Below are 21863 nucleotides of genomic sequence, written 5' to 3'. Positions count from 1 at the left end.
TCCTAATTTCTCAATCTTAATTTTTATCTTTAAATTACCCAAAACGGCTGAGAACGAATAGTTTTTAGTTTTGAGTTGAGTTCAGAATTAAATAATAAATGTTTTCTGAGTTCATTAATCACTCAATACTCAATAATAGAAGCCTAAAATTTGTGCTAATTGTGAGTTTTGAGCGATAAATGTTTTAATTAAAAAGCCAACAACTTTTTAATTGATTAATAACTCAAAAATTAACAGTAGAAGCATCAAACAATGGGGAGTATTGAGATATTTATTCAAAACTCAAGACTCCAAAATCCGAACTACTTTCATCCCCTACTCTGATGGACTCTAACACAGATTTTCGGCGATCGAGCCTCGCCTCTACAGTTTTTTTTCAAGAGTTAGGGGCAGAATTAGTATTTACCCAAGACGCAAGGGGTAGATATCTATCTTTTTACTGGCAAAAAGCCGAACAGTACAACCTTACAGCAGAACAAATTGTCGTTAGCGAAGCCCTCGAAGAGGATCGCCCCCTCAGCGAAACCCTGCAACCCATCCCCCCCGCGCCTTATCTCGATATCCTGCGGCGGGCGCTCGAAACCCTCGTACCGCAACGGTTCAGCTATCCATTTTCCCACGCCGGACAATATTTTCTCTTCGATTTGACACTCACTCCGGCGATCGACTCAAACGGCAAAGCTACAAAAGTCTTAGTTATGGGAAGGCTGCTGTCTGACAAACCCACAGACAGACGGCCAGACTCCCCAGAATTCATGCTCTATCGAGCTTTGCCATCCCTCTTGGACGCCCGCCAACGAATGTCGCTTCCAGCGAGCCGTATCCCCGGTCGATCGCTCCCTCCCTACTCGGAAATCGATCGTAAAATCATCTCGCAAATCGCTCAAAACCTCCACAAAACCCTCGATTTAGCAACCATTTGGCAGCAAACTGTTAACAGCTTGGGTCAAGTTTTGAACGCGAGTCGCTGCATCATCTGTTCCTACAAAAAAGACAGCGAAAATCTCGAAACATCCCCCTTCCTCGCCTCCGAAAAACAGCAAAAATCGACCGCCTCAGCAGCCGAATTACAACAGTCAATAGCTAGCTACCCCTCGCCCCCGCTTTCCCCAACTCAAATCGAAAATCTCCAATCGAAAACTTTTAAAGTAGTAGCTGAATACCGCCAAGAAGCTTACTCTTCTATGCTGGGAGTAGAACTGCGCGCAGCCGAACAGCCGGGGTGGATTCAAACTTTAGCCACCTTAAAACCAGTAGCAGTCGATTACGCCTCCCCCGCCACCGATCCCTTCCACCGCCATTCCGTGCTCGTAGCAGCTACCTCCTATGAAGACCAACCCAATGCACTGATATGTTTGCACCGCTGCGGCAATTCTCCGAAATGGAGTCCTGTCGAACTCGAATTCGCCCGCGAGTTAGTCGCTCAAGTCGGCAGTGCGATCGCCCACGCTACACTTTACCAAGAATTAGAACACGCTCGCGCCGAAGCCGTAGCTCTTTCCCAACTTAAAAGTCAATTTCTTGCTAATACTTCTCACGAACTCCGCACCCCCCTCAACGGCATCCTCGGCTTCCTAAAACTGCTTATGGACGGCATGGCAGATGACCCGGAAGAAGCGCACCAATTTATCGAAGAAGCTTACCGATCGGCAGTACATTTGTTCAATGTGATTAACGATATTTTGGATGTCGCTAAAATCGAAGCTGGCAAAATGGAGTTAGACCTCGCTCCCGTCAAACTCGGTGAACTGTTGCAACAAGTTGAGGATTTTACACGGGTTCAAGTCGAGCAAAAGCGATTGCAATTTCAAATCCAAAAACCCCCTGTGGAGGACGAGATTATTGTGTATGGCAACTACCAACGCCTGCTTCAAGTAATCTTGAACCTCACGGGCAATGCGATTAAATTTACCGGGGAAGGGGGAATTCGCATCAGTGCCGAGGTTATTAAGAAAAAGGTGACTGTTCACAACCAGCAGTTCCCCGGAATGGTGAAAATCCGAGTCGCTGATACTGGCATTGGGGTTTCTCTCGACAAGCAAGATAAATTATTTGAGTCGTTTTTTCAGGTGGATGGCGATCGTACCAGGCAATACGGCGGCACCGGTTTGGGGTTGGCTATTTCTCAAAAACTGGTAGAAGCAATGGGGGGTACAGTAAATTTTTACAGTATGGGAGAAGGGCTGGGAGCGACTGTTACTTTTACTGTCCCGCTTTATCAAGAACCACTATGTGAACTAACCTGACGGTCAACTGGGTACAGTTAGACCGCAGGCTTCTTTTTCCTTTTTTGCTCATGCTTTTTTGAGTGACGGAGTTCCCCCGCCACTTTCGTAACTCAGACCAATCTTTCTAATAAGTTTAGCTGAGTTTTCATCTCGATCCAAAGATTCTCCACACAGACAAGAATGCCACCGCTCCGATAATTATTTCGGAACTTTATTTAGGCAGTTCCAGCAATTTTGAGAAGTTCCCTTCGGATCAACAAACAAAACGCTTTTACCCAATTTCCATGCGACATATTTTAGGACGCTAGCGAATTGCCCATGAGCAGCATCAAGCATGGATTTATTCAAGCCACTCTTAGCTGATTGACCGTTGGGCAAATAAACCAAATTACCATCCTCAATATCGGTCTTGGGCTTAGCGCGTCTAGTCAGATTTTTGACACTCAAGTCTTCAACAGCTAAAACTTCACATTTCCCGAACAGCTCATGTGCCGTTTTAAACTGAAAATCCAATCTAGCTCTGGCTACGAACTGATGAAGTCTAGAAATCCTGTCCTTGATAACTTTCCAAGGCTTAGAACCCTTAACTCGGTTAGCTAGCTTCGCTTGAAGTCTTGCCAGCTTCGGGGCCGACTTCCTCAAAAATCTAGGATTCTCAACTCTTTCGCCATTAGAAAGAGCGACGTAATTAGGATCGCGAATTAAATAACTTACAATTTTAATTGTTATTGTGGGATGGGCGTCCCGCCCGTCTTTTTTGGACGGGCGGGACGCCCATCCCACTTTCAAGAGTGGAAGTTATTTAATTCTCATTCCTAAGTCCGGGAGTTGTAAGTTTTGAGTTAAACAAAACTTACAACAAAACTCACAAATCATAGCTGGCCCGTTGCGGTAGTGTTCCATAACTTACTCGCGTTTGGAAAGCCCCGCCAGCGACCAAGTTAGGCTCACCATCATTAAGCGGCCTAGAGCCTTCAAACGCTCTTCGGCGTTATTTTCAACCAATTGAGACAGAGTTTCAGAATTAACATTTATCGACAATTCTTCAGCGGTTTCTGCTGACGTTTCCAACTGAGGTTGTTCAGAAGATGTCTCAAGGCTGACTTGTGGCTGCTGATTTTTTTCTTCGGTCATTTTCTGAGTCACATCCTGGAGTTATTGCATACATAACCCTTAATACAAATGTAATTTATTTGTATCCGGGATTTGGCGAGTCAATCGATTTTAGATTTTAGATTTTAGATTTTAGATTGAAGCATTGACTTGCGCGAGATAAATACGTTCGGCAAGTTTCTCGGATACAGGTTTTTGATTTCTCCACGGATGAATCACGTGGCGGGTATCCTGGATGCGGGAATTGTCAAGTTTTCCGTACCCGACAATCGCAGTTACCAACTGACTTAAAAATTGGGATGTCAGTTGTTAGCTATCTTAAATAGCACTTAGCCAATTTTCCTCAGAAAGCCGATTTGTTCACAGATATGTCGTCGTCAACGAATTTTTTGTAAGAAACGGGATTTCTGAGCCTAAGTCCTGTTAAATTCAAAACTCACACACTACTACTGATGATGCACATCACTGAATTGTTATATTTACTTAACAGTAATATTTCCAAGATTCTGATATTGTTAAAGCTTAACAATTAATTTTGCTCGGATTTATCTCAATCTGCAAGCAAGTGTCTGGAAATTATTAACAAACTGAAGGTGTAGAGCCGATGGCAATTTATGTTGATACTGCAATTGTAGCGGAAGCCGCACGGGCGAGCAAGTTCGGATGGATAGCGGGAATTACTACTAATCCGACACTTTTGGCAAAAAGTGAGTTATCTCCTGAGCAAACCCTTAAACAACTGGCACAACTGATTCCAGGGGAAGTGTATTATCAGCTAATGGCATCTGATGTTGATGGCATGGTAGCAGAAGGAAAAGCGGCTTTTGAATTAATTGGACAGCAAACAGTGTTGAAAGTTCCCGCAACGGCGGCTGGTTTTCAAGCAGTCGCGCATTTGTCACCGTCCATTCCTTGCGCGGTGACAGCTATTTACAGTGCGGCCCAGGCCGTTGTTTCAGCAGAAGCGGGGGCTAAATATGCGATCGCCTACGTGAATCGCGCCACCAGATTGTTGGGAGACGGTTTTGCCTTAGTGCGGGATATGGCAAATGTGTTGCACAGAAGTAATACTGAGATTTTGGCAGCTAGCATTAAATCGCCGGAAGAAGCGGTGAAGACATTATTAGCTGGCGCCCATCATTTAACATTGCCTTTTGATGTGTTGCAGGCGATCGCAGTTCACGAATTATCCCAGCAAACAGTTGATGAATTTGCCCAAAACGGGCGGGGAATTTTGGGATAATACCAAATTTATGTGAAAAGTGCAAATTGCGAATTCCTAGTGGGTAATTGGTATGGGTTTTGAATCACTAATATCAAATAGGCTAACATCCGAATGATGCCGATCGTGCGAGCGTCCTGCTCTCGATGATAGCTCACGAGCGGGACTCTAGCTTGCAGGGTAAATTCCGAGTCACCCTATTTGATAAGACTGATGAGTGAGGAATACTAACTAAGGAGCGCGAATTAAATAACTTACAATTTTAATTGTTATTGTGGGATGGGCTCTTATAGCCCGTCTTTTTTGGATGGGCTATAAGAGCCCATCCCACTTTCAAGAGTGGAAGTTATTTAATTCTCATTCCTAATGACTATTGATACCACTCAAAAAAACAATGCAACTATAAGCCATTACTTCAAACCTTACAAAATCAGTCATTACCAAATCTAAAATCTAAAATCTAAAATCTAAAATCTAAAATAGTAGGACTATGGCATTCGCCAAATCTTAATAGTGCGATCGGGACTGGCGCTCACAAAAGTCTTGCTATCTCTGGAAATAGCAACCGAACTCACAAACTGACTGTGACCCGAAAGACTGCTTCTTTCTTTTCCCGTCTTCAAATCCCAAACTATAATATCTCCGCCCCCGCTGATCAAAGTGCGGCTGTCCGGGCTAAAGGCGATCGTCCTCACCCAGCTCGAATGCCCTTTAAAAGTGCGGGTGCGCTTCCCGTCTTGTACGTTCGACAAACGGATCGTGTTGTCGGTGCTAGCACTAGCCACAATTTGCCCGTTGGGGCTAAAAGCCACAGCATTAACCGGGCCCCCGTGACCTGTGATAATTCTTCTGACTTCTCCGGTACCGAGATTCCACAAACGCACAGTCTTGTCCTGGCTGCCGCTAGCGAGAGTTTTACCATCCCGGCTCAAAGCGATCGCGTTTACTCCCCCCGCGTGGCCGCTCAAAGTCCGCAACCTGCTGCCGGTTCTGACATTCCACAAGCGAACAGTTTTGTCATCGCTGCCGCTAGCGAGAGTTTGACCGTCCCTGCTAAAAGCGATCGCATTGACGGCTGCTTTGTGAGCGGCAATCGTCCGCATCCGTCGCCCCGTCTTCAAATCCCAGAGAATCACATTATTATCGCCGCCGCCGCTGGCCAAAATCGAGCTGTTCGGGCTCACCGCCAGCGTGTTGACCGATTTTTTAGAATGCACCGAATTAAGAGTCCGCACCAGGCGTCCCGTCCTCACATTCCAAATTCTAATCGTCCCAAAGCTTGCGCTTACCAAAGTTTGACCGTCAGGCGACAGGGCGATCGCATTTACACTCCCGACATTATCCAAACTTCTTTGCAAAAAATGAGTGGTAGGTAAAGTCGAAAGCAGCCACACGGGGTTTGCCGGAAACACCCCGTAACGCAGCGAACCGTAAATTTGAGACGCGCCAATACTCACCATCAAAACAGCCGTGCCCGCCAGCAACTTCTTTTTCCAATCAAAAACATCTTTCTGGGTCTTGTTCAATCCCGAATTCAGAGGTCTGAGGCGGTTTATGGAGCTCTGTTTCTTCGCCCCACCCTCCCCGGCAGTTGTGCGAATTTTAGTTTGCCCCGTCGTCGGCAACTGAGTCGGCACCTGAGTTTCTGCGCCGTCGAGATTAATTTCCTCCAAGCACTGCAAAACCATCTGGGGACTTTGAGGTCGATTCCCCGGAAAAGGCGCCATCAGATAATCGATCACATTAGCCACGGAGTCGGAAACTTGAGGAGCTCCTTTGCGCCACATTAATCTGCCCGTGCGCGGGTTCTCTGGAAACGCAGTCGGCGGCTTTCCAGTCAGCAAATAAACAAAAGTGCGCCCCAGAGCAAAAAAATCCGACTGCGGAACAGCCTTGCCATTTGTTTGTTCCGGCGGCGTGTAGCCTGGGGAAACAATACCAGTCACATTTTGCCCCTGGCCCACCTTAGCGAAATAAGTCGCCGAAACTTCCCGAGCAGTCCCGAAGTCAATCAGCACTAACTGCCCGTTTGGCTTGCACATAATATTGTGCGGCTTGATATCCCGATGGAAATAGTTGAGGCGGTGAACTTGGTCTAAAATTTCCGACAGTTGTTTGAGCCAGTTTACAGCTTGTTCTTGACTGATCGGGCGGCCCCGATGTTTCAGCCAGTCTTGCAAATTGGCCCCAGCAATTTTCTCCATCACCAGACAGTGAAAAGACTCTGTGCTGTGAGCTGGCGTAAATATAAAATAACCGTCGCGATCGACTTTTGGAATACCTGGATGTCTGAGCCTGACCAATACGTCAGCTTCTTGCTTAAACAGTTCTACAGCTTTGGGATGTTCTTTGAGCAGGACTTTGAGCACTCTTCGGGCGCCGTTGTCGTCCACTTCAAATGTTCTGCCAAAGCCGCCGCCTCCGAGAGGCGCGACTAGCCGATATCGACCTTGCAACAAAAGTTCTGACCCGCAGTGGATACACGCGGATTTGCCAGAGTTGGCTGGATCGGAGGGATTCGGGCATTTGGGATTGAGGCAATAACTCACAGAAGCCACATAACCCTGATTGAGGTTGCTCTATCAAGTTTTACTTTGACACTGCTCTACAAAAGTTGGCTAAACTTATCTAAGTTTCACCATTCAACTAGAAGTATTTTCTAGAGGGTCTGATTCCTGCTTCTGCCAAGAGAGTCGGCTCTTACTTGTCCACAGGCGTAAATTCGGGTGGAGCAGCACCCTATTTTTGAAGTCTCTACAACTATTTATTATTGTCGAAGCTTTTAGCCATTGTTTAACCATTATTTTCAACCAATTTAACGAATCGTGGTATCCCGTTCGACCTTTTTATAGGCTGGTCAGTTTTAAATCGACCGTCGTTTACTGAGTCCAACTCAATTTTCAACTTATGACGATCGTAGCACACCTAGTAAAAGACTCATGAGCACCCTTGATTGAAATCTTCCAACGTCTCTGAAGTCGAGGGAGGCTTTAGTCTTGCTTGACTTCAGCATCCCGTGTTTTTGTATAACCGGGGCAGTGCGATCGAACGATCGGCTTGAGGCCAAAGGTTTTGTTATTTGTCACAGCCGATCGAGGTCACAAATCCCCGATCGCAGCACATAATGTACAAACAGACCAGAAATAATAACGAGAGAGCATCCACATTTCAATTGTACGATCGCAACCACCACTCTCGAAGAAAGAAGTGAGAGTGGGAGAGTGAACGAGTGAGGGAGTGAAAAAATCTGCCTTCTTCCCTCGAACCTCTTCCCTCTTCCTTCAGCACAAGAAAGCCTTTTAAACAAGTCCCTCAATTACCGGATGGAAGTAGAACGCCAGCGCCAAAACCGTATAAGCTGCCAACAGCAAAGTACCTTCTAGCCAGTTAGAATTGCCATCAGAACTGATAGAATTGGCGATCAGCACCGACACCGCAACTGCTACAAGTTCAAACGGGTTGAAATTCAAGTCCATCGGTTGGCCCAAGACAAAACCTGCCAAAACCAACACCGGGGCAACAAACAAAGCAATTTGCAAACTCGAACCCACGGCCACAGAAACCGACAAATCCATTTTATTTTTCATCGCCACCGTCACCGCCGTCGTATGTTCGGCTGCATTGCCAATAATCGGCACTAAAATCACCCCGGTAAACAGTGATGTCAGCCCCAAACGCGCCGTCGCTTCTTCCAGAGTACCCACCAACAGTTCCGACTCGACAGCTACCATCAGGGTACAGGCCAACAGCACCCCAATCCACAGCGGCAGATTGACTTTGTGGTCAGGACCCTCTGGTGCTAAGTTATTTTCGGCTAAATCTTCCAGCATTTCTATTTCTGCTACCCCCGCATCGTACAGATAACTGTGGGTTTTCATCGAAAACAGCAGCGTCAGCACGTAGACGACAATCAGGACTATAGCAACAGCGCTAGAGAGGTTCTGCATAGTTTGCGGAGGGATGCCAATAGAGGTGGCATTAACTGCAGTTGGCACCAAAATGGCAATCACGGCTAAGTTCATCGCTGAAGCATTCAACCGGGCGACTGTCGGCTGAAATTCTTGTTCTTTGTAGCGCAAGCCGCCCAGCAGCATCGCCAATCCCATCACCAGCAGCAGGTTGCTCATAATTGAACCGGTGATGCTGGCTTTGACAACATCTATTAGTCCGGCGTTGAGGGCGACGATGCCGATAATCAGTTCCGTGGCATTTCCGAAGGTAGCGTTCAGCAAACCCCCCAAATTGGCACCGAGGACGACGGCGATTTCTTCGGTGGCCGTCCCCATCCACGCGGCTAGAGGGATGATGGCTAAAGCCGAGGTGACGAAGATTGTGGAGGATTCCCAGCCGAGAAAGTGTCCGGCGATGGAAACTGGGATAAATAACAGCAGGCTGGAAATAATTGTATTTGTGTTTAGCATTTAGATTCTCAAAAGCTGCCAACCGTCAATCATAGCCTGTGACCAAATGAAAAAAAGGGTGAGGGTGAGGGATTTGGGTGTTTGCTTAAAGCTGGGGGTGGGCGATCCTCTTCTGCAAGCTTCGCTAACGGGCGATCGCTGCATGGCGGCTTTCACTGATGTGACAAACTAAGAGAGGGATTTGTTTAGCCGATCGGTTCAATGGATTTTTGTATTCTACCCGATCGATCGCATCAGCTTCCGCATTGTCTTGAGAGCAAAGTTGACTATTTCTGGGCGATCGTTTTTTCAGATGTTCGTAAGCGTGATATAATCTTTAAATATTGCCATTCTGCAAGTATAGCTATACATAATACTTAGGACTGCTTCAGCCATGCCTCTACAAGAAGAGATTGAAAGAACAAGGCAAGAAATTCGGACAGATAGCTACTCAATGTCTATTGGCGAGTGGATCAGTCTTTATGAGAGTAAGGAAATCGATATTCACCCAGAATTTCAAAGGCTTTTTCGTTGGTCGGATTTTCAAAAATCCAGGTTTATAGAATCAATTCTTTTAGGTATACCGATCCCACCAATTTTTGTCAGTCAAAGAGATGATGGGATTTGGGATGTGATCGATGGTTTGCAGAGACTCTCAACCATATATGAATTTGTAGGTATTTTGAAACCAGACAATCAAGAGCAAGATACATCTTCTGCTGTCGCATTACAAGAAACAACTTACTTACCTTCGTTAAAAGGTAAAAAATGGAACGATCCTGACGATAAAGATAACTCTTTAACTCAGGCGCAGCGTTTATTGATAAAAAGAACCAAAATATACGTCTATATTGTTGCAAAAGAAAGTGATGAAATGATTAAATATGAGCTATTTCAGCGGCTGAATACAGGAGGATCGATTGCTACACCGCAAGAAGTAAGAAATTGCATTCTTTTAATGTTGAATAAAGATTTATATAATTTAATGCGTTCACTTGCGAATCGCCATTCATTTAAAAGCTGCATTGCTTTGAGCGATAGACTTTATGAAGAACAGTATGATATGGAATTAGTATTGCGTTTTATTCTTTTCTTCGATATAGATTATGCAAGTCTTCTAACGCTGGGCGGTGATGTTAGCGAGTTTCTAACGGCTAGAATGTATGAAATGGCTATTAAAAAAGATTTGGACAGCACCCACATAGAGACAGCGTTTGATGTGGCATTCAGTATGCTTAATGAAGCTATGGGAGAGGACAGCTTCAAGCGATATAAATCGGAGAATGATAAATTCCTGGGAGGCTTTCTCTTATCGGCATATGAGGTAATAGCATTAGGAATTGGATACAACTATCAAAATCCGGTTCCAACAGACCAATTACCTAATCGTATAAAAAGTATTTGGTCACATCCAACTTATAAACAATGGTCGGGAGCTGGAGTGAATGCAGCAAGACGCTTACCGTATCTTATTCCGCTTGGTAGAGAGGTCTTTTCCCCTTCATGAGCATCCAAACACCGGAACAATTAATCGATAGATTGGCAACGGATCTTGCTTGGCGAAAGAAGGAACTGTCAGAAATGAAATCTTTGATAGAAGCGAAAAATGTTTCTGACCAAAGACATAAAGTATTAGTTCGGAGTGGAGTATGTATTCTCTATTCCCATTGGGAAGGTTTTGTCAAGTTAGCAGCAAACTCTTATCTAGAATATGTTATCTCAAAAAAGCTTACGTATCAGCAGCTTTCTAGTAATTTTTTAGCTTTGGCTATGAAAGAAAAACTTAAAGAGGCTAAGGAGACACATAAGGCATCATTGTATATACCTGTTTGTGAGTTCTTTCTTTCCGAATTAAATCAGAGAGCTATTCTACCTAAAAATGTAATATCTACTGGATCGAATTTATCTTATGACATTTTAAAAGAAATAACTTATAATCTCGGAATTGACTTTTCAATATACTCTACTAAATTGCCAATAATTGATATCAAGCTTGTAAAGACAAGGAACGAAATTGCCCACGGTGAGTATTCGGTGTTTAATAGGGATGCCTATCTAGAGCTAGACAGACACATTATAGGAATGCTCGATATATTTCGGAACCAGATAGAAAATGCTGCTATTGAGAAAAAATTTAGGCGGGATTCACCTTAGATAATGACAACAGGAGCCAATAATTATCAACCATGTCAAGAAAACTAGATTTTTTCCAAAAACAAATCGATCTGCAAGCGGCAAAGTGGCGAGCATCTCATTAAAATTATGATATTGGAAGTGGCAATTCTTGATGTTAAGCCTAATATGACTGGAGCAACATAACATATGAGTGATATCGGTTTCACACACATCGCACTGCCCGTTTCTGATGTCGATCGCACTATCGAATTCTACTCCAAGTATGCTGGAATGCAGGTCGTTCACCGCCGCATCGATGCAGAAACTGGTGTTGCTGTGGTCTGGCTCTCCGATCGCACTCGCCCTTTTGTAATTGTGCTAATTCAAACAGACTCCGTACATCCCGTTCTGTCTCCCTTTGCACACCTCGGAGTAGGTTGCAAAAGCCGCGAATATATGGACGAACTCTGCGACAAAGCACGTCAAGAAGGCGTATTGCTTGAAGAACCAAAAGATTCTGGATATCCGATCGGCTACTGGGCTTTTTTGCGAGACCCGGACGGTCAATCGATTTTAGATTTTAGATTTTAGATTTTAGATTTACTTGCGCGAGATAAATGCGGGGGCAATAAGTGATTTTCGATTTTCGATTTGGGATTGATTTGCGCGAGATAAATCACGTGGCGGGTACCACATGAAGAAATTCGCTTGTCACACGCTGGAACTATCCTACGGGCAAGAAATCGGATTTACAGTGGAGGATGCTACTTAAAGTTATAATAAACAAATCGCCCTGCAAACCCGATCGTTTCTCATCTGGAAATAGACTGGAGAATCAAATGACTGCAGCAATCATCGCACCACCCAGAAAAGAATCGCCCCTTCTGTTTGAGGGACTCACTTGGAGAGAGTTCAAAGCAGTTGAGCAATTGTTAGACCGTCCAGGATATCGACTTTCTTTCCTGGATGGAATTCTGGAGATTAAACTAATGCCTGGAGAACCCCACGAAACCGTTAAAGCAAGAATTGGTGCATTGGTGGAACTGTACCTGCTGATGGCGGGGTTTGACTTTACTCCAACTGGTTCAATGACTCTGGAAAGTGAAACGGGAAAAGTCAAGCGAGAGGCGGATGAATCTTATAAACTTGCTCCCGGTCGCAGGCTACCCGATTTGGCGATCGAAATCGTGTTTTCCAGTGGTGGCATCAACCAACTGGAGGCATACAAGCGGCTGAAGATAAAGGAAGTGTGGTTCTGGGAAGATGGATTGTTAGAGGTTTATCACCTGCGGGGAGAGGGCAATACACTTCATTATGAAAAGGTTTCCAGTAGTGAGGAGGTGAAAGGGATCGATTTGGATTTGTTGTTGCGCTGCATCAATATGGTGAATCATGTTGATGCAGTTAAGACTTTTCAACAGGCACTCCAAAAATAGCTGGGATTAAGAGACTTCTCCAAAAAAGCAGGTTTTGAACAGGCAGGATGCCTGTTCCACGATAATTATGGGAGATGTCTAATAGATCATCGCGCACCCTTTAACCACCTCTGTTCGCATCTCAATATCCGCAACAAGCAATGGAAAATACCAAATGACACAAGTTGTAATTGTCGGAGCGGGGCCAACTGGTGCGGCACTTGCCTTACTGCTGGTGAAACGAGGTATTGCTGTTACCTTGGTTGAGGCGGCAAAAGATTCCTACCGAGTGTTTCGCGGTGAAGGCTTAATGCCCAGCGGATTGGATGCGATCGCCCAAATGGGCTTATCCACAATCCTAGAAGGTGTTCCACACCGACAAATTGATGCCTGGGAGTTCATTGTGGGCGATCGGCAACTATTTCGAGTTGATGAGCCAATGGGGTCAAATCGACCTTGTACACTGGTATCGCAACCGCCTTTGTTAGAAACACTAATTTCAGAAGCTCAGTTGCATCCAGAGTTTGAATTTATCCCAGGTGTTCCCGTAAAAGATTTACTGTACAAAAACGATCGCATTGCGGGTGTAAAGCTAGGAGATGGGCGAGAGATTCCTGCTGCACTTGTCATGGGTACAGATGGTAGAAACTCGGTTGTACGACAGCGTGCAGAATTAGAGTTAGTAAAACAGCAGAATAGTATAGATGTTCTGTGGTTTAAACTTGCCGCTCATCCTCGGTTTGTGGCGGATAATGTATTTTATTCTATCCTGAATGGCGGTAGCGGATTCAGTGTCTTTCATGGGGCAGAATCAGGAAAACTGCATCTGGCTTGGGTGCTATCGGCAGATGACAAAACCGATTGGAAACACACAGACTGGGCAGAAACTTTCGCATCGCGATCGCCTGCGTGGATGGCAGAACATTTCCGCAACTGTGCCGATACGATCGAATCTCCGATGCGATTATCTGTTGTGGTTGGTCGCTGTCCGCGCTGGCATCGACCAGGAATCATACTTTTGGGGGATGCGGCACATCCCATGTCTCCGGTTCGCGCTCAAGGAATTAACATGGCTTTGCGCGATGTAATTGTTGCGGCCAATCACCTTGTACCTTTATTGAAAGCAGGGGCTAATTCTGAGGATATTGACTTAGCATTATCGCGGATTCAGGCAGAACGCGAACCCGAAATTATTCGCGCCCAACAACTTCAAGCACAAGAAGCGTGGAAAGGCGAACAACTACGAAAAAATGGATTATTGCGTTTATTGATGATGCAAGCTGCTCCGTTTTTGGGTGAAAAAATTAAACAATTTTGGGTAAAAGGACAGTATGAATTGCGTCAAGGAGTAACAGAGGTAAAATTGGTTGTGTAAAATGAGGAAATTGGAACCTGACTTACCCGTCCAAACCCAAGAAACCGGGTTTTTACCTTTTCTGCGATGTCTAATATCAATTCCGGTTGTATCGGAATGATTAAACCACAGAGGGCACAGAGGACACAGAGAAAGAGAAGAGTGAGATAATAATTCCGATGTTAACGGATTTGATATAACCGAGTATTTTTGCGAAAAATCCGGTTTCTGACTACCCGTGCGTCTAGGACTATAAAACTTAGGAGAAGTTTTTATGCGATCGACAAATATCAAAGGACCGATCGGCACTATTCACATCATCGAAGCCAGCCCCCCTGCCACCGCTGGGGAGTCGGAGTCGCTGCCGGTGGTGTTCGTGCACGGTATGACGGTTTCTGCGAGCATCTGGGAGGCGCAGCTTGCCCGTGTCGCCCGTACCCGACGGGCGATCGCCCTTGATATGCGGGGACACGGTGATTCTGCACCGCCGGAGGACGGCAACTATGCGCCCGCCTCCTGTGCAGCGGATGTTTTGGCGGTACTGGATGGGCTGGGACTCGATCGAGTGGCGATCGTCGGGCACAGTTTCGGTGCTTGTATTGCCCTCGCCACAGCAGCCGCCGCACCGCACCGCATCGCGCAGTTGATTCTGGCAGACCCACCTGGAGACTTTACCAAGGTGCCTGCAGATGTGCACGAGGAACGCATCGTTCCCTACCAGAGGGCTCTGGAGACGGAGGATTGGCGGGCTGCTGTGGAAACCAGCTTCAATGAGGCGCTGACAGGAAGCAGGGCCGATACGCGCGATCGGATTCTCGCTTGCTTGGCGGCGACTCCACAGGATTGTCTGTCTGGAATGTCTCGCGGGATGTTTGCCTTTGAAGCAGTTAATGCTCTCGATCGCTACCTAGCAGCCCCTGGAACACGGGCCCACGCGATTATTGCTCCCTCAAACACTTTTCCCTTCAGCCTCCACATCCTCCGTCCCACACTGACGACAACTACGATCCCCGATACTGGACACTGGCTGATGCTGGATGCGCCAGAGGCCTTTGCTAGGGAACTTGATATTTGTTTGGAAGGTGTTTAATATAGATTTCGACAAAATCTGTTAGTCTTACCACAATTCATCGAGAGTTAAGTTGTGGGGGTTTTTGAGGATGAAGGCGTTGTTGTCTTTGATTAAGTCACCGCTACAGAGAATCGGTAAGCGTTCTTGATAAGCTTTAATCGCCAAGATATAATCTTTGTCTGCGAGAGAAGTTTGAATTTTCCGCAATTTGTCAGCAATGACCCCTATTAAGGTTATTTCGCCGCTTAATTGGTCTGTGTTGGGGGTGTGAATTTGCATAACAATTCCCTGAATAGTCATGTTGGGAATGCTGGTAAGCAGTTCGCTTAAAATTTCAATTTTTGGGCGATTTTCTGCGTTTTCTAGCGTTTGGATTGCCTCCCGGATGCGGGCTGCATAATCTCCCAGGTTTTCCCGGTTAGGCAGCAATATTTCAAATTCTTCTGCATCGGCTGTTGGTTTGTGCCAAAGTGTGGCATTATCTAAGAAAGGTTGGTCTTCATGCCAGCCGTGAGTTTGTAAGTAATTTCTCAGTTGATTTAGCTCGATTGTTTCGAGAGTTTGGCTATCTTGTACGGTGACTTTCATGGTTGAACTCCTTGGCTAATTCCCTCCATAATTGACTGAAGGGCGGCGACTGTAAATTGGTTGGTTCTAGGGATGGTAACGGTGACAGCGTTTGTGTTTTGTGTTTTTGGCTTTCCCCGCAGCGAGATCCAATATCCGCAGTTTCTGATGCAGAGTTCTGTTTCCGACTGGGTTAACCAGTCTTCGGGTGTTTCTGGGATTAAAACGACAACTAAAATTCGGGGAATGGCGAAGTCATCCATTCTTAAATCGTCGTAGTTTTTGAGTTTGAGGGGGTAGCGGATGGAGCGATCGTCTTGGATGTCTCTTGATGTAGATTTTAACTGCAATTCTAAGCGAGGCGCTCTAATGGGGCCTATCCCGCCTTTCGCAGCTACTCCCCAGTCTACGCTGTCATCGTCTACGAAGGGTTTGTAGAGGGAATAGCCGGCAACGGTGGTGACAGCTTGCAGGTAGATGTTGCTGAATTGTTCTTTTTGTTGGTTAATGTCCACTTTTTACGTAGCGATTATTCTTGTTAACCTGTTTGGTTTTAGCTCGTAGATAAAATTACATCAGGTTGGTTATGGTTTCCTTGATTTGTATCGGTTGGTTGGTGACAATGGAGTAGAGAACATCGGGGTCTAAATCAGCTCCATTTTCCCAGTAAATTGTCCCCCATTCTGGATTTAGTTTGACTTGGTTAAAGTAAGTCAAGTCTTGCAGGGGGGCGAAGATTCCGGTAAATTCGATTAATTGGCTAATGTCAACTACTCCCTCTTGGTTATCTTCAAATTTGATGTGAAGTTGATAATTTTTTAATGGTTGAACTGAGCTAATATCTTTGAGCATTGTTTATTCCAAAGGTGCAATAGGTTCTAATGGTGTTTGAAGTCTGGCAAGTTGCCAATTTTGCATGAGCTCTGTTTGATGAAGGGCAGCCCACTCTACCACTAATCCTAAGATGCGAGGGGAAAGTTTGCCTTCTAGGATTGAGAGGGTTTCGATATCAATGATGGTTTTTTGTTGATTGTAGCGGGCATGAAATTGCGGGGGCGGGTGGTCGTTATAGTACGTCGTGATGATGATGCCTAAAAATCTGCTGAGTTCTGGCATTAGATTGTCTCCTATACAATTATTTCGGCGTCTTTTACCCGAATTTCGTAAGACTAAATCCGCTCAATATATTCTTTAATATTGCTTAAAACGTGCGTTTTGGTTCCAATTCTACTAAAAAATCTACCTCGCGATCTGCTGTTGCTTCACCCCTGGCAACCGAACCTAAAACGCGCACATTTAACGCGGCTGGGTGAGTCGCAATTCTCAGGATATCGGAGGGCTTGGACTTCAGCAATTCCTCAATTCCCCTAACTCCACCCCGGTAGATTTTCCAGAATCATCGCCTCTAACTTGGCACTCTCGGCAAATTGCCTCTCCAACTTCGCCGTCAAATGCAGCCTCTTCTCGTCCAAACCCTCCTCATCCTCCAATGCCTCCGCCTCCGCCCCCACATACCTCTCAGGGGTTAAAATATAACAGTTACCGTTTTGCTTTTTTGTTGCCTTTTGACTCCGCACAATTGTTACAACTCTTCTGGAAAGTACATTTGCAGGAAATCTGCCCCGCCCTAACCCAACTGGCCTAACTTCTCCAGAACTTAGGTAAAAAGCACCTAAAGTATGATGCGAAACTCTGGCTAAACTATTATTCTATAAATCGATCGGGCATTAAACCGATATCCACAATCGCCAAGATTTATCGCCAAATTTTAAATTTTTCCGGCGAAAACTTGCTATTTAATGAATAAGACTTTAAGATCCAGCAATGTAAATCAAAATCTCAATGAGCAGCCCTGCAAGCACGAACCCGAAATGGGTCGCAAGTGCCAAAAAGCAGCAAAAGCTACCTTTTTTAACTCTTTCAACAGCAAAGCATTGGCAAACAAACCAGGGATCGACGGTTGGCATCTTGGAACGAATGCTTTGCTAGCAATACTACAAATGTATCAAAACTTATCTGCCAAAATTTAGCCCGAACAGATGCCTAGCTGTAACTCTTGCTGCGTAAGGTTTCAGTTTCTAAATAGGCTGGTTTTATTGTCTTTAACTACTTGAGGATTCGATCGCATGGTTTCGATTTCTACTACTCAATCCGATGTGCTACCTTTGTCTTCGCCAACCGTAACGGCTGCAACCCAAAGCAGTGCGGCGACTGCAACTGGGGTGTGCGTGACGGTTCACGGTCACTTTTACCAGCCACCCCGGGAAAACCCTTACCTGGACGCGATCGAACGCCAAGCCAGCGCCTCTCCAGCCCACGACTGGAACGAACGCATTGACATCGAGTGCTACCGCCCGAACGCCTTTGCCCGCATACTCAACGATCGGGGCGAAGTCGCGGGGATCGTCAACAACTACGAGTATATGAGCTTCAACATCGGGCCGACCCTGATGAGCTGGCTGGAACGCTACGACCCGGAAGTCTACCAGCGGATTCTGGAAGCCGATCGCAAAAGCTGTCAGCGACTCAACGGTCACGGCAACGCGATCGCCCAAGTCTACAATCACATCATCATGCCCCTCGCTAACGAGCGAGACAAATACACCCAAATTCGCTGGGGGATCGCAGATTTTCGCTCCCGGTTCGATCGCGATCCCGAAGGAATGTGGCTCGCCGAAACCGCCGTAGACTACGCCACCCTCGAAGTTTTAGTCGCTGAAGGCATCCGCTTCATTGTCTTAGCCCCCTCCCAAGCCGAACGCTGCCGCCCGCTAATCGGGCAAAACCAAGAAGGGGAACCAGCGGAAAATTCCGAATGGCACGAAGTCGGCGGGGGTCAAATCGATCCGACTCGCCCGTACCGCTGCTATTTGAAACCGGAAATGCGGTTGATGGCTGACCACCAACTCTCGCCGCTGAGCACTCACTATTTTGGGCGCGGGCACTCCCAAAATTCTGCAGCCCCAACTACCAACACTCCCTACATCGATATCTTTTTCTACGATGGCCCGATCTCGCGGGATATGGGCTTCAATGACGTTCTCAGCAGCAGCCACCACTTGGCCGGGCGCTTGGGTCAAGCAGTGCGGGGAGACCACAGACAGGCTCAATTAATCTGCGTGGCGACGGACGGCGAAACTTTCGGCCACCACAAAAACAGTACGGAAAAATGCCTCGCCTACGCCTTCACAGAAGAGTTTCCCCGCCGCGGTTGGACGGTGACGAATTTTGCTCATTATTTAAGTCAAAATCCGAGCGCTTGGGAAGTTGAACTCAAACCTGTGACGGCCTGGAGTTGCTCTCACGGGGTCGATCGCTGGCAAGATGATTGCGGCTGCGGTGGTGGCGGCGGATGGCACCTCAAATGGCGCCGCCCTCTGCGGGATACTCTCAATTGGCTGCGCGATCGACTGATTCCGATTTACGAAGAAGCAGGGCGCAAGCTGTTGTGCGATCCCTGGAAAGCCAGAGATGAATATATTGAGGTGATCCGGGATCGATCCCCCAGTAATGTTGACAGTTTCCTCCAACGCCATCAAGTGCGCCCCCTCGATGCCGGAGAACAGGTGGACGCCCTGCGACTGCTGGAAATGCAGCGCCACACCCTGTTAATGTTCACTAGCTGCGGCTGGTTTTTTGAAGAAATCTCGCGGCCAGAAGGCGTGCAAATTCTGCGCTACGCGGCCCGGGCGCTCGAATTGGCGGGGGAAGTTACCGGGGTGCAGCTAGAAAAGGATTTTGTCGATCGACTAGCCCTCGTACCCAGCAACGTTGAGTATTTCCAAACAGGGGCCGAAGTTTACCGCAAACTCGTGGTAACAGCCCAAATTAGTCTCAAACAGGTGGCCGCCCACTACGCGATCAGTTCTCTGTTTGCCAAATATCCCCGCGAACAGCGAGTTTACTGCTATCAGGCCCAGCAGGAAGATTTCCAAATTCAGCGCATGGGCTCGATGACTCTGGCTGTGGGTCAATTGCAGTTAACCTCGGAAATTACGCGGGAAACAGAGGTTTTTGTGTTTGCTGCGTTGCACCTCGGCGGCTGGGACTTCCACTGCTGCATTCAGCCTTTTGGCAGCCGCCGATCGTACACTATGCTCAAAGAGCGGCTGTTTGGAGTTATGCAAGAAGCTTCGGCAGCCCACGCGATTCTGGAAATGGTGCGGCTGTTTGGGGATCAGTCCTTTAGCTTGCGGGATTTATTCGCTGAGGAACGCCACCGGATCGTGCAGTTGCTGAGTCAGGAAAATTTGACTCGGTTGGATCAGCTTTACACTCAGGTTTACCGCGAAAATTACGGGGTGATGATGGCGTTCCACCGCGACGAGTTGCCGGTGCCGGTAGAGTTGCAGGTGGCTGCTGAGGTGGCTTTGGGACATCGCTGTTTGACGGCGGCCAAGGCCCTGGAATTGGAAACCGAGGATGTGGAACCGCTGCTGGCCGAAATTGAGGCGATCGCCACTGAAGCCGGCCATCTCCGCTGTCGGTTGAACGTTCCCGAAGTCAAGGAAATTTTGGAAAAGATGGTTTGGCGATCGCTAGACAGGCTGCTGCAAGCAGGATCGGGTGTGGAAGATCGCTCGCCTGTCCAGTTGGAAGCTGAGATCCGCACGATCGAGCGTTTGATTGCTGTGGGCGATCGGCTGAGTCTGGGTTTGTGCTTGGACAAATCGCAGGAACTGTATTTCGATTCTCTGTACAGTCAAATTGTGCCTCTGTGTTTGGGCTGGCTGCAACGGCAAGAGGCCTCGGCGGGCGAAAATGCGGTGGCTGCTGTTGCCTTGGAGATTGCGGGTTCAGGCGGCGGCTGGGAGTTGTCTTCGATCCGGCAGTTGCTGGAGTTGGGTCAAACCTTGGCTGTTGATGTTGAGTGTTGGTTAAATCAGTTAAGTTAATCGTTTCGTGATTAGCCTGCATCAATTCCCGCCCTTGAGAATCCGCCCGATCAAGCTTTAAAGGCCTATCGGGCCTACGGGTTCCACCGAGAATATATCTGTGTTGTGGCTTCCCGGGATCGCGGCGGGCGATCAAAGCACCGACAGATAACCGCCAAGTTTGTTTAAGTTTTCGCTCTACTTGTGGGAAGATAAAAAGACTGTCGCCAAAGCGTACAGGTGTTCTGCACTTGCACGCTTTGTATAGTTGGGAAGAAAGAACACTAAGTTTAAATTTATGAAAGTTGGCGATCGCGTTTGCATTAAAAACTCTGTTGTTGTCTACCACCACCCTGAAAATCGCAGTCAACCATTTGATATTAAGGGTATGGAAGGAGAAGTCGTGGCGATCGTTCACGAATGGCACGGCAGACCGGTCAGTGCTAATTGGCCGGTTCTAGTACAATTTGACAAAAAATTTCGAGCTCACTTCAAAGAGGATGAGGTCGAATTGATATCTTCGGAAGTCTAGCTGTCTCAAAAGTTGAAGCAGCCCAAAGACAAAATCAAATCCCGTCAGTCGATTTTAGATTTTAGATTTTAGATTTACTCCACAGATGAATCTGGAAGCTTGAACTAATATCTAAAATTTTGTGATCGTCGCGACTCCTGTCGGAAAGCAATTATCCGTTTTTGGGCGGGGGTCATTCGATTTTAGATTTTAGATTTTAGATTTTGGATTGACTTGCGCGAGATAAATTCGGGGGACGCAAGGATTTTAGATTTGAGATGCTTTCGATTGACTTGCGCGAGATAAATCACGTGGCGGGTACCACATGAAGAAATTCTTGGTCATATAACAGTTGTAGAGTTTGTAGTGAGGAGTTCAGTTTTTTCTGTGGCTTTTAGTCGATCGACGGGACTAAAGTCCTTACTACAAACCATTTTTTGTTTTCACTCCTTAATTTTTCGACCGTCTGCGGCTGAACCAACCTAAAATATTCCAATCTCCCTGCATTTTCTGCAATTCCTGCTGATGCTGCTTGGCTGTAGCGTAATACCACTGGCAGTGAAGTTCTAGTTCTTGACGGTACTTAATTTCGTCGTAAAACTCGCGGACAATTTGGTGTCTCTGAAAAATTTCGGCCGCGGGAGTCGGTTCTGGGGCAATGTTTTGCAACTCGTGGGGCAGCATGATTGTTTGGGGGCGACTGTGGCTAATATTGGCTGTAATGACTTTAAGCTAACACACTCAATCGATTTTAGATTTTAGATTTTAGATTTTAGATTTTAGGTTTTAGATTTTAGATTTTAGATTTTAGATTTTAGATTTTAGGTTTTAGATTTTAGATTTTAGATTTTAGATTTTAGATTTTAGGTTTTAGATTTTAGATTTTAGATTTTAGATTTTAGATTTTAGGTTTTAGATTTTAGATTTTAGATTTTAGATTTTAGATTTTAGGTTTTAGATTTTAGATTTTAGATTTTAGATTTTAGATTTTA

General features: G+C 46.3%; 23 protein-coding genes. 12 read left to right on the top strand and 11 right to left on the bottom strand.

All coding sequences use genetic code 11. The annotated features are described in order from the left end of the window. Positions 1-323 precede the first annotated feature (323 nt). On the top strand, positions 324-2246 hold the full coding sequence (locus QUB39_RS12520) for an ATP-binding protein (protein WP_333207714.1): 1923 nt from the start codon (positions 324-326) through the stop codon (positions 2244-2246). Positions 2247-2426: 180 nt separating this feature from the next. On the opposite strand, the gene QUB39_RS12515 is transcribed toward QUB39_RS12520, so the two are convergent. Then, positions 2427-3011, bottom strand: a complete 585-nt coding sequence (locus tag QUB39_RS12515; protein ID WP_333207797.1) for a transposase — start codon at positions 3009-3011, stop codon at positions 2427-2429. A gap of 123 nt (positions 3012-3134) precedes the next feature. Beyond that, on the bottom strand, positions 3135-3362 hold the full coding sequence (locus QUB39_RS12510) for a hypothetical protein (RefSeq protein WP_333211284.1): 228 nt from the start codon (positions 3360-3362) through the stop codon (positions 3135-3137). A 583-nt stretch (positions 3363-3945) separates the two neighbouring features. On the opposite strand from QUB39_RS12510, the gene QUB39_RS12505 reads away from it, so the two are divergent. Beyond that, positions 3946-4584, top strand: a complete 639-nt coding sequence (locus tag QUB39_RS12505; RefSeq protein ID WP_333057543.1) for a transaldolase family protein — start codon at positions 3946-3948, stop codon at positions 4582-4584. 467 nt (positions 4585-5051) lie between these two features. On the opposite strand, the gene QUB39_RS12500 is transcribed toward QUB39_RS12505, so the two are convergent. After that, positions 5052-7121 carry a serine/threonine-protein kinase gene (locus QUB39_RS12500; RefSeq protein WP_333211286.1) on the bottom strand — a complete coding sequence of 690 codons (2070 nt, stop codon included), beginning with the start codon at positions 7119-7121 and terminating at the stop codon, positions 5052-5054. A 741-nt stretch (positions 7122-7862) separates the two neighbouring features. Next, complete coding sequence (gene cax / locus QUB39_RS12495; RefSeq protein WP_333211288.1) at positions 7863-8984, bottom strand: calcium/proton exchanger; 1122 nt, start codon at positions 8982-8984, stop codon at positions 7863-7865. Between the two features lie 46 nt (positions 8985-9030). Here cax and QUB39_RS12490 point away from each other — a divergent pair, with 46 nt between their 5' ends. The 7 genes from QUB39_RS12490 (at position 9031) to QUB39_RS12460 (ending at position 14937) form a co-directional block, all read left to right on the top strand. Further along, on the top strand, positions 9031-9156 hold the full coding sequence (locus QUB39_RS12490; protein ID WP_333211290.1) for a hypothetical protein: 126 nt from the start codon (positions 9031-9033) through the stop codon (positions 9154-9156). A 201-nt stretch (positions 9157-9357) separates the two neighbouring features. Further along, complete coding sequence (locus tag QUB39_RS12485) at positions 9358-10470, top strand: DUF262 domain-containing protein (protein ID WP_333211292.1); 1113 nt, start codon at positions 9358-9360, stop codon at positions 10468-10470. Further along, complete coding sequence (locus QUB39_RS12480) at positions 10467-11117, top strand: MAE_28990/MAE_18760 family HEPN-like nuclease (protein ID WP_333211294.1); 651 nt, start codon at positions 10467-10469, stop codon at positions 11115-11117. The genes QUB39_RS12485 and QUB39_RS12480 overlap by 4 nt, the downstream gene beginning before the upstream one ends. A 168-nt stretch (positions 11118-11285) precedes the next feature. Continuing rightward, positions 11286-11669, top strand: a complete 384-nt coding sequence (locus QUB39_RS12475; protein WP_333211296.1) for a VOC family protein — start codon at positions 11286-11288, stop codon at positions 11667-11669. A 248-nt stretch (positions 11670-11917) separates the two neighbouring features. Continuing rightward, positions 11918-12514 carry a Uma2 family endonuclease gene (locus QUB39_RS12470; RefSeq protein WP_333211299.1) on the top strand — a complete coding sequence of 199 codons (597 nt, stop codon included), beginning with the start codon at positions 11918-11920 and terminating at the stop codon, positions 12512-12514. A gap of 154 nt (positions 12515-12668) precedes the next feature. Further along, complete coding sequence (locus QUB39_RS12465; protein ID WP_333211300.1) at positions 12669-13868, top strand: FAD-dependent monooxygenase; 1200 nt, start codon at positions 12669-12671, stop codon at positions 13866-13868. Between the two features lie 253 nt (positions 13869-14121). Next, on the top strand, positions 14122-14937 hold the full coding sequence (locus QUB39_RS12460) for an alpha/beta hydrolase (RefSeq protein WP_333211302.1): 816 nt from the start codon (positions 14122-14124) through the stop codon (positions 14935-14937). Between the two features lie 27 nt (positions 14938-14964). On the opposite strand, the gene QUB39_RS12455 is transcribed toward QUB39_RS12460, so the two are convergent. The 6 genes from QUB39_RS12455 to QUB39_RS12430 all read right to left on the bottom strand — a co-directional run bounded on the left by QUB39_RS12455 (position 14965) and on the right by QUB39_RS12430 (position 17063). Next, a complete protein-coding gene (locus tag QUB39_RS12455; protein ID WP_333211305.1) occupies positions 14965-15507 on the bottom strand; it encodes a hypothetical protein in 543 nt (180 codons plus the stop codon). Beyond that, the gene (locus tag QUB39_RS12450; RefSeq protein WP_333211306.1) at positions 15504-16001 is read right to left on the bottom strand and encodes a DUF4365 domain-containing protein; all 498 of its coding nucleotides are present in this window, start codon (positions 15999-16001) and stop codon (positions 15504-15506) included. The genes QUB39_RS12455 and QUB39_RS12450 overlap by 4 nt, the downstream gene beginning before the upstream one ends. A gap of 55 nt (positions 16002-16056) precedes the next feature. Next, entirely contained in the window at positions 16057-16338 is a 282-nt protein-coding gene (locus QUB39_RS12445; protein WP_333211308.1) for a DUF2442 domain-containing protein, read from the bottom strand. 3 nt (positions 16339-16341) lie between these two features. Continuing rightward, complete coding sequence (locus QUB39_RS12440; protein ID WP_333211310.1) at positions 16342-16602, bottom strand: DUF4160 domain-containing protein; 261 nt, start codon at positions 16600-16602, stop codon at positions 16342-16344. An 85-nt stretch (positions 16603-16687) separates the two neighbouring features. After that, positions 16688-16840, bottom strand: coding sequence for a nucleotidyltransferase domain-containing protein (locus QUB39_RS12435; protein WP_333211311.1), 153 nt, complete (start codon positions 16838-16840; stop codon positions 16688-16690). A gap of 13 nt (positions 16841-16853) precedes the next feature. Then, complete coding sequence (locus tag QUB39_RS12430) at positions 16854-17063, bottom strand: hypothetical protein (RefSeq protein ID WP_333211313.1); 210 nt, start codon at positions 17061-17063, stop codon at positions 16854-16856. A gap of 222 nt (positions 17064-17285) precedes the next feature. Here QUB39_RS12430 and QUB39_RS12425 point away from each other — a divergent pair, with 222 nt between their 5' ends. The 3 genes from QUB39_RS12425 to QUB39_RS12415 all read left to right on the top strand — a co-directional run bounded on the left by QUB39_RS12425 (position 17286) and on the right by QUB39_RS12415 (position 20892). Further along, positions 17286-17516, top strand: a complete 231-nt coding sequence (locus QUB39_RS12425) for a hypothetical protein (RefSeq protein ID WP_333057522.1) — start codon at positions 17286-17288, stop codon at positions 17514-17516. A gap of 96 nt (positions 17517-17612) precedes the next feature. Further along, on the top strand, positions 17613-20381 hold the full coding sequence (locus QUB39_RS12420) for a DUF3536 domain-containing protein (RefSeq protein WP_333211315.1): 2769 nt from the start codon (positions 17613-17615) through the stop codon (positions 20379-20381). A 277-nt stretch (positions 20382-20658) separates the two neighbouring features. Next, on the top strand, positions 20659-20892 hold the full coding sequence (locus tag QUB39_RS12415) for a ferredoxin-thioredoxin reductase variable chain (protein ID WP_333057518.1): 234 nt from the start codon (positions 20659-20661) through the stop codon (positions 20890-20892). A 429-nt stretch (positions 20893-21321) separates the two neighbouring features. Here the strand turns inward: QUB39_RS12415 and QUB39_RS12410 are convergent, their stop codons facing one another. Next, positions 21322-21555 (bottom strand): hypothetical protein, encoded by a 234-nt coding sequence (locus QUB39_RS12410; RefSeq protein WP_333035767.1) that lies wholly within the window; start codon positions 21553-21555, stop codon positions 21322-21324. Between the last annotated feature and the right edge of the window lie 308 nt (positions 21556-21863).

Origin of the sequence: Microcoleus sp. AT8-B5, from assembly GCF_036705565.1 — a bacterium.
Lineage (GTDB): Bacteria > Cyanobacteriota > Cyanobacteriia > Cyanobacteriales > Microcoleaceae > Microcoleus.
The sequence above is the reverse complement of the archived record's forward strand: the minus strand, read 5'-3'. Positions and strand labels throughout refer to the sequence as shown.